Source organism: uncultured Eubacterium sp. (assembly GCF_934295145.1).
In the GTDB taxonomy this organism is placed as follows: Bacteria; Bacillota; Clostridia; order Lachnospirales; family Lachnospiraceae; genus Eubacterium_I.
This window is the reverse complement of sequence record NZ_CAKRAS010000086.1, coordinates 1-7,434: the sequence shown is the minus strand read 5'-3', so window position 1 is coordinate 7,434 and position 7,434 is coordinate 1. Positions and strand designations below refer to the sequence as shown.

Below are 7,434 nucleotides of genomic sequence, written 5' to 3'. Positions count from 1 at the left end.
AACAGTTCGTAGGGGAATCGAACCCCTGTTTTCGCCGTGAGAGGGCGACGTCTTAACCGCTTGACCAACGAACCACATCTATTTACTTTTTGAAAAATCTTAAACAGTTCGTAGGGGAATCGAACCCCTGTTTTCGCCGTGAGAGGGCGACGTCTTAACCGCTTGACCAACGAACCACAACAATCGATATTATACAGAAACTATTGTTTGCTGTCAACACTATTTTCAAATTTTCTTGATTTTTTATATAATTCTGTCAAATATACACAATTACACATTAAAATCATATGGATTCATTCTATTTCCGGCTGTAAAATCATGTATTATGATTCCACAACCAGAAAATAAATGATATCATCCGACCAAATATAAATTATATTTGATAATTAAGCTAATTTAGCTTTTGCAGCTTCTACTAATGCAGCAAATCCTTCTGCATCGTTTACAGCCATCTCAGCCAGCATTTTTCTGTTAATCTCGATACCAGCCAGTTTTAAGCCGTACATGAATTTGCTGTAAGATAAACCGTTCAGTCTAGCTGCAGCGTTGATACGAGCAATCCAGAGCTGTCTGAACTGTCTCTTTTTCTGTTTTCTTCCTGCATAAGCACTTGTAAGAGCACGCATTACAGACTGTTTTGCAACTCTGTACTGTTTGGATCTTGCTCCTCTGTAACCTTTAGCCAGTTTTAATGTTCTATTATGTCTTTTTTTTGCGTTTAATCCGCCTTTTACTCTTGCCATTTACGTCATCCTCCTAATCTTCTATCTTACAGATACGGTAAGATTTTCTTCATGTTCTTAACATTAGTAGCATCTGTGATAGTTGCTTTTCTAAGATTTCTTTTTCTCTTAGCGCTTTTCTTTGTTAAGATGTGACTCTTATAAGCTTTATTTCTTTTTAACTGTCCTGTTCCTGTTTTTTTGAAACGTTTTGCTGCTGCTCTGCTGGTTTTCATTTTTGGCATAATGAAATTCCTCCTTGATAAATAGTCTAATTAGCGTTTTTCGGCCAGCACCATTGTCATGCTGCGGCCTTCCATCTTCGGTGCCTTCTCCACTGTCGCTATTTCAGAAAGCGCCTCAGCAAAATCATCCAAGATGTGTTTGCTGTTCTGAACATGAGCCATCTCACGTCCACGGAAACGCAGGGATACTTTCACCTTATCACCTTTTGTGATAAACTTTCTGGCTGCGTTTATTTTGGTGTTTAAATCATTGGATTCAATATTCGGTGACAAACGCACTTCCTTGATCTCCACAGTTTTCTGCTTTTTGCGAGCTTCTTTCTCTTTGCGCGCCATTTCATAACGGTATTTTCCGTAATCAATAATCTTGCAAACAGGCGGTTTTGCAGTCGGAGCGATTTTTACTAAATCAAGCTCTGCTTCCTGCGCCAGTTTGAACGCTTCTCTTGCAGACATGATACCAAGCTGAGTACCATCTGCACCAATCACACGAACTTCTCTGTCTCTGATCTGTTCATTAATCATTAAATCGCTAATGGTTTTGCACCTCCATAAAAAAAGTGGATAGGCAGACTATCCACAATCAAATCAAATGTATTTGAAATAATAACCACCGGTCGCTCATTCGCGCCGGGGTGAGAGTGGATACTCTACTTTGTCTTCAACAACTCTGATACTATACCATACTTTTTTTTCAACGTCAACCAGTTTTTTCAATATTTTTTGGCAATATTTTTTCAATATCTTTTGGTATTTTGGAGTTTCCGTATTCCTTCTTGCATAGATTTTACTTTTTTATTATACTACTTTTGAAATATTTTTCCACCTATATCTTCAGATATTTAGAAAAGGAATTACACTTATAGCTTTTTATACTATATATTATAAAGAAAGGACATGTTTCCTATGAATAAAACTGTTGATTTACATGTACACTCTACTGCTTCCGACGGCACCTTTACCCCGACAAAACTCGTTACCGAAGCAAAACGATGTGGTCTCTCCGCCTTTGCTTTGACCGATCACGATACCGTTGACGGTGTTTCTGAAGCACTCGCTGCCGGAAAATCCTCCGGTCTGGAAGTCGTTCCGGGTGTAGAACTCTCCACAGAATATCATGGAACGGAAATCCATGTAGTTGGACTCTTTATTAATCCTGCAAATAGCAACCTTCAGGCAGAACTGGCAAAATTCCGTGATAACCGCGACAATCGCAATCTGAAAATGGTAGAAAAACTCCAGGAAGAAGGTTTTCAGATCACTGCCGAAGACTTGTATCGTCTGAATCCGGATACTGTAGTCGCACGTCCACACATTGCCAGATATCTGGTGGACTCCGGACAGGTAAAAGATCTGAAAACTGTTTTTGATAAATACATCGGAGACGGATGCAAATGCTATGTGGACCGCTATAAAATCACTCCGATGCAGGCAGTTGCTCTGATTCATCAGGCGGGCGGGCTTGCGATTCTTGCACACCCGTGCCTGTATAAAATGAGACGTGCGGAACTGACTGCCATGATTGAAGAACTTGTAGCGGCAGGTTTGAACGGCATTGAGGCAGTTTATTCCTGTAATCAGGGCTCTGATGAAAAAGATTTTCGGAAAATGGCAAAAAAATATAACTTGCTGCTCTCCGGCGGTTCTGATTTCCATGGTGCAAATAAACCGTATATTCATCTTGGCACAGGAAAAGGAAATATGTCTGTGCCATATGAATTTCTGGAAGCCCTGAAAAATCTTTTTTTGAACGCAGAATAAGCATCCCCCTTACCTACCGCTTCAAGTGCGCAGAGCACTACACGGTAGGTAAGGGGGATACTTATGTCCGCTTTACTTAATCTTACTTTCCATCATAAATCGTTGCACTATATCCTTGTTTCTTTTTGCTCTGATACATTGCTTTGTCTGCATTTCTGTACAGCTGATCGAAAGAAACGTTTTCTGCGCCGTTGTAGAAACATGCACCTAAGCTGATTTCTACACGTTTTCCCTGCATCTCCGGAATAGCAATCTGTCCGACATTTTCAAAAAGTCTCTCAAAGAACTTCTCTGCTGACGAGTGATCCAGCATACCCGGCATGAAGATTGCGAATTCATCGCCTCCCAGACGCAAAAGCACATCGTTTTCACGACAAGATTTCTGTAAACTCTCTGCAACAGCGATGATAACCTCGTCACCTATAGAATGACCATATGTATCGTTTACCATCTTGAATTTATCACAGTCAAGCAGACAGAGCAGGCCTCTTATTCTGTCATGTAAAAACTCTGTGATTCTTTTCTCTCCACTTCCACGATTGCATAATCCTGTCATCAGATCGGTTTGCGCCAGGTACAGCAGGCGATTCTCACGTTTTTTCTCTTCTTCTATAGACTCAATACAATAAAGCACATGCAAAAGGTTTCCGTTTTCGTCGTAATCTACAGGAATAAATCTGCTGCGGCACCAGCCTCTGCTTTTATCTACAAACTCATGTATGATACTTGTTTTTCCGTGGAGTCGTTCTTCCGCCGTATTGAGATCTATAAAATCCAAAGATTCTTCCAAGTACGACTCCATGCATATTTTGTCTGCGATTTTCCTTATATGGCCACAAAAATCATCCCAGATCTCGTACTCTCCTTCTTTTCTGATCTCTTTTTCCAGATATCCGTCAAACTGCGATGTTGTCTTTACAATGTGGTATCTGCCATTCTGCACATTAATATAGTACATAGATTCATAAATTTTTGAAAGTGAGGAATAACTGCTGAGCTTTGCCAGTTTGTTCGCCTTTCTAAAAGAATTACGCACTTTCAAAAGCGAAATAAGAAGTGTTTCGATCATATCCAGAAAGGATGTAAGTGCCCTGTAATCACTTCTTGACGGATTGTCTACGCCAAAAAAACCTCTGATCTCATCTTTATAATATAAAGGACATACTACCACATTCTTTACATTTTGCGCCCGTAACATATCATAGGATACACGATGTTCTTCCTTGAGATCTTCCACGTCGGTGATGATCACACTCTCCCCTCTGGAAAATGTTTCATACCACCAATCGATGATATCCATATCGACATTTTGCAGTTCATTAATTTCAGGAATAACTCCATCTGCACACCATTCATAAGTATTGTCCGTAGCATGTCTTTCCTCAGAATCCTCAAAAATATAGATTCTGTCAGAACCGATATGGTTTCCAAAAAAGCCGATAAATTCATTAATCTGCTCATCTGGTGTATCGTAATCAAGCGCTGATCTGAGTGCTTCATTTATTACTAACTCATACTTCATGATTGTTTTCATTTATATTTATCCTTTTGCATATTCTTCATTATATGTAGTTAATAAAACGTTCTTTGTCTACGATAATACCAAACTACTTTTTGTGCAAGTTTTTTCTAAAAATACTGTTAAGACTTTTCAAGTCGAACGCACGTGAGACTTGGTGCATGATTCTGGTCAGCGAAAGCTGACATATTCTTCTTCCAGTATACAATCACTCCAACATATATTTTACCAGATACTGATTCTACTGCTTATCAGGAAAATTTCTCAATAACTTCTGCCACGCCGTCTTCGTTATTATCATACTCTGTGATATAATCTGCGGCATCTTTTACAATCTGCACCGCATTTTTCATTGCCACACCCACACCGGCATTGCGGATCATACTGATATCATTCTCCTCATCTCCGATAGCAACTGCATTTTCAATCGACACTCCAAGGAAGTTACACAAAAATTTTACACCATATCCTTTATTTGCTCCCAATGGACAATACTCCAGATATTCTTTGCAGGAGAAAAAGCTGCTGCATTTTCCTTTCTCCCACTCTGCATGCGCCTGCTGAAATGCTTCCAACCGTTCTTTATGCTCCAGATCGATCAGAAGCATTTTCGGCGGTTCTTCATACAGCATACTGTTCAGATTTCCGGTGATTCTGCATGGCATTCCGGTCTTTTTCGTATAAAAATCAAGTTCCTTATTGCGTGCTGCCGCAAGCACCTGTGTATCAGAATAGGTCTGAATATGTATACCAGCTTCTGTCGCCTCCCGCAACAGATATTCGGCATATTCAATTGGCAGACGTTTGTTGCTTAAGATACAATCTGCCGAAAAATCGTAGATGGTTCCTCCATTGTATGCCACCAGATAGCAACCCGGCCGCGTTAATCCAAGTTCTTTTGCAATTCTCCGACCACTGCTGACAGCTCGTCCGGTCGCAAGGGCGATATAATGTCCCTGATTCACTGCATTCCGTAGTGCTTCTCGATTTTTATCTGAAATCGTTTTATCATCCCTCATTAAAGTTCCGTCAAAATCAATAAAGAATATCTTTTTTTCCATACGACTGGCCTCCTACGATCTCTCTTCCTGTTTTTCCTTATCAGTATAATTGTATCATAGTTTCCATTTTGTTACTATCTGTAATTTCCTAAAACTTTAAAATTCCGGGCTTCATCATGCAAACCAAGCACTGCATTTTTGATTGCACTGTCATTCAGATTGCCGCTGAGATCCATGAAGAACCGATAATCCAACGGATTTTTAGAAATAACAATTGATTCAATCCGGTTCATATTCAGGTTATTATAAGTCAGATGAGACATCAAATGATATAATGAACCGCAAGCATCCGGCGCCTCAAAGCAAATGCTGATCTTGTCCGCTCCGCTCAAAGTCACGCGGTCTTTGGAAATCAGCAGGTAACGGACCTTCGGCTGCGGGCTTGTCTCATATTCTTCCAGAATATAAAAACCATACTCTGACACCAGATTGTAGTTGGCAGACACATAACCGGAGGCCGGATCCTGCATCGGAAGAAATGCAAAATTAACTTCTTCCCTCTGTAATACATCGCAGGCTTCCCGCCAGTCTGCGCATTTTTGCAGACCGCACTCTTCTGGAAAATAGCTTTTTGCTGCTTCCTCAGAAGCCGGAATAAATGCTGCTGCCGCATGGGTGAAATCAAGCTCTTTTACTTCTACAAAACCAGTTGGCGCAAATTTTCCATGCTCAGTCAGAAGCTGATACTGCCGTTTTCTACTGACAGACATGATATGTTCAAACAGCTCTCTGACACCATGACTGTTAAAATCAGAATGTGCCAAACTTGCTACAGAATCCAATTTTGACACCTCACGCTCTTTGTCAAATACTGCCTTTCCGGTGGAAATTTTATACTCTGCCACCTGGGTAGTCAATAGCATACGATTTTCAAATAATTCCACAATCTGGCGGTCAATACCGTCAATCTCGTTTCGTATATCCAGTAAATCTTTCATCTGCCTTACTCCTTACATTCACCTATATTTCATTAAAATAATAGCTAAACCAATTTCTCTTTCTGCCTTATCTCTATCTTCGATTACTTATGAAAAACAAACATACTATTTTTACAGATCAAACAATGACAACTGATTGGATTCCGGAAGATCTGATAAAATTCCCAGATCCACCATCAGATCGATCACCGTCTTGCTAACTTTTGTACGTTGCCGGAAATCATCCCTTGAGAGGAATTTCCCGTCTTTTGCCGCCTCTACTACCGCATCTGCCGCTTTGTCTCCCAGACCGTCAATGGTACTGATGGAAGGCATCAGCTTATTATCAATAATCTGAAAATGATGTGCTTTTGCTTTATAAAGATCGATCGGTAAAAATTCAAATCCGCGGGCATACATTTCCTGTACGATACGCATATCTTTGTAAGTGTCCTGCTCTTTTTTGGAGAGCGTATCTTTTCGCCGTTCATAATCATGCATGAAATATTCTAGTCTCTCTTTTCCCTGACACATCAATTCATAGTTGAAAGATGTGGCACGGATACTGAAAAAAGCTGCATAATAAGCCAGCGGGTAAAATACCTTACACCATGCGATTCTCCATGCCATCATAACATATGCCGCCGCATGGGCCTTCGGGAACATGTACTTGATTTTTTCACAGGACCACACATACCAGTCCGGCACACCGTGATCCAACATATCCTGCTTATATTCCGGCCATTCTTTACATTTTCCATTGGCAACGGCACCTTTTCGCACACGCTCCATAATGGTAAATGCTTCCTCACTGTCCAGCCCTTTACCGATCAGGTACGTCATGATATCGTCACGGGTACAGATTGCCGTGGAAATCGTTGCTTTTCCTTCCTGAATCAAGGTCTGGGCATTTCCAAGCCATACATCTGTTCCATGGGACAGACCTGCGATTCTGACCAGATCAGAAAATGCCTGTGGTTTGGTATCAATTAACATCTGCATGGCAAAATCGGTACCAAACTCCGGGATTCCAAGGGCTCCCAGTTTACATCCGCCGATATCTTCCGGCTCGATGCCTAGGGCTGATGTATTCTGGAATAAGGACATGACTTCCGGGCTGTCCAGTGGAATCGTCTGCGGATCCACACCAGTCAGATCTTGAAGCATACGGATCATGGTCGGATCATCGTGTCCGAGAATATCAAGTTT

Annotated in this window: 7 protein-coding genes, 2 tRNA genes and 1 pseudogene; 1 reads left to right on the top strand and 9 read right to left on the bottom strand. The window is 40.9% G+C overall.

Annotated features, from left to right (window positions below; translation table 11 throughout):
• Positions 1 to 2 precede the first annotated feature (2 nt).
• The 5 genes from Q0I54_RS12605 to infC all read right to left on the bottom strand — a co-directional run bounded on the left by Q0I54_RS12605 (position 3) and on the right by infC (position 1,492).
• Positions 3 to 74: transfer RNA gene (locus Q0I54_RS12605), tRNA-Glu, on the bottom strand.
• A 30-nt stretch (positions 75 to 104) separates the two neighbouring features.
• Positions 105 to 176, bottom strand: a tRNA-Glu gene (locus Q0I54_RS12600).
• 210 nt (positions 177 to 386) lie between these two features.
• Complete coding sequence (rplT, locus tag Q0I54_RS12595; protein ID WP_296119096.1) at positions 387 to 743, bottom strand: 50S ribosomal protein L20; 357 nt, start codon at positions 741 to 743, stop codon at positions 387 to 389.
• Positions 744 to 769: 26 nt separating this feature from the next.
• Positions 770 to 967, bottom strand: a complete 198-nt coding sequence (rpmI, locus tag Q0I54_RS12590) for a 50S ribosomal protein L35 (protein ID WP_021739127.1) — start codon at positions 965 to 967, stop codon at positions 770 to 772.
• Between the two features lie 30 nt (positions 968 to 997).
• Entirely contained in the window at positions 998 to 1,492 is a 495-nt protein-coding gene (infC, locus tag Q0I54_RS12585) for a translation initiation factor IF-3 (protein ID WP_021739128.1), read from the bottom strand.
• Positions 1,493 to 1,873: 381 nt separating this feature from the next.
• Here infC and Q0I54_RS12580 point away from each other — a divergent pair, with 381 nt between their 5' ends.
• Entirely contained in the window at positions 1,874 to 2,728 is an 855-nt protein-coding gene (locus Q0I54_RS12580) for a PHP domain-containing protein (RefSeq protein ID WP_296119093.1), read from the top strand.
• An 82-nt stretch (positions 2,729 to 2,810) separates the two neighbouring features.
• On the opposite strand, the gene Q0I54_RS12575 is transcribed toward Q0I54_RS12580, so the two are convergent.
• The 4 genes and pseudogenes from Q0I54_RS12575 to Q0I54_RS12560 all read right to left on the bottom strand — a co-directional run.
• Positions 2,811 to 4,262 carry a GGDEF domain-containing protein gene (locus tag Q0I54_RS12575; protein ID WP_296119091.1) on the bottom strand — a complete coding sequence of 484 codons (1,452 nt, stop codon included), beginning with the start codon at positions 4,260 to 4,262 and terminating at the stop codon, positions 2,811 to 2,813.
• Positions 4,263 to 4,498: 236 nt separating this feature from the next.
• Positions 4,499 to 5,308 carry a Cof-type HAD-IIB family hydrolase gene (locus Q0I54_RS12570; protein WP_296119088.1) on the bottom strand — a complete coding sequence of 270 codons (810 nt, stop codon included), beginning with the start codon at positions 5,306 to 5,308 and terminating at the stop codon, positions 4,499 to 4,501.
• 74 nt (positions 5,309 to 5,382) lie between these two features.
• The gene (locus Q0I54_RS12565) at positions 5,383 to 6,246 is read right to left on the bottom strand and encodes a bifunctional chorismate mutase/prephenate dehydratase (RefSeq protein WP_296119085.1); all 864 of its coding nucleotides are present in this window, start codon (positions 6,244 to 6,246) and stop codon (positions 5,383 to 5,385) included.
• Between the two features lie 111 nt (positions 6,247 to 6,357).
• Positions 6,358 to 7,434: pseudogene (locus tag Q0I54_RS12560) on the bottom strand (PolC-type DNA polymerase III); the annotation flags it as partial.